Genomic DNA, 819 nt, shown 5'->3' with positions numbered 1-819 from the left:
GTACAGTAAGCTATCCCCTATACCGTAAATAGCTGGGATGCTTAGTTCCATTGGCCCAATTTGAGTTTGGTACGCTTTACCGCCATTGGCTTTCGCATGTTCAAAGGCCGCATTTGCATCTTTCACTCTAAATGCCATACCACAAACCGATGGGCCATGAGCACTAGCAAACTTCTCGGCTTGACTGTGAGGCTCAGCATTAACAATAAAGTTAATATCACCTTGGCGGTACAACCAGGCTTCTTTCGAACGATGTTTAGCAACTTCTGCAAAACCTAACGAGCCAAATAGTGCCTTTAACTGTTCAATCCCTTCAGCATTGGCTGCTGTGTACTCAACAAACTCAAAACCATCTGTACCGAGTGGGTTAAATTCTGTCGACATGCTTTACTCCCTAAGACTTTATATTTCGTTAATTTTCAGTTGCCCGTAAACAACGGAACTATGTTTAACTTGGAGTAAAATGGCAAAAGATGGAAATATTCTTAAAAACTAATGGGATAGGGATTCTGTAGGCACAATGTAAAATTAACAAAACAAAAAACACACAACTTAGCAACATTTAGGTTTTGTAAGAGATTTTAGCGGGTTACACGGTGTAAAAAACGTAAATTTTACGATACAGGCTGACTTACAGTTGTAAAAACGTCACTAAGGGAATCCATGCCCTGAATTCAGTGACTGAGCATTATTTATTTAAGTGATAATTATTTTTAATACTCTCGTTCAAGTTCTCAGCAGTTAACCATACGCTTTATGGAATATTGTTCCAATAATGATATAATCTGAGGCCTAATTTGAATATGAACTGTTTACAGA

At 38.2% G+C, this 819-nt stretch carries 1 protein-coding gene; it reads right to left on the bottom strand.

Translation table 11 applies throughout. From position 1 onward, the window contains the following. Positions 1–384 (bottom strand): VOC family protein (locus tag L4C33_RS22575; protein WP_489686459.1); only part of this gene is annotated, 384 nt, incomplete at its 3' end. Between the last annotated feature and the right edge of the window lie 435 nt (positions 385–819).

The sequence above is a fragment of the Vibrio makurazakiensis genome, from assembly GCF_050337375.1.
GTDB lineage: Bacteria > Pseudomonadota > Gammaproteobacteria > Enterobacterales > Vibrionaceae > Vibrio > Vibrio makurazakiensis.
This window is presented reverse-complemented; position numbering and strand designations above follow the sequence as displayed.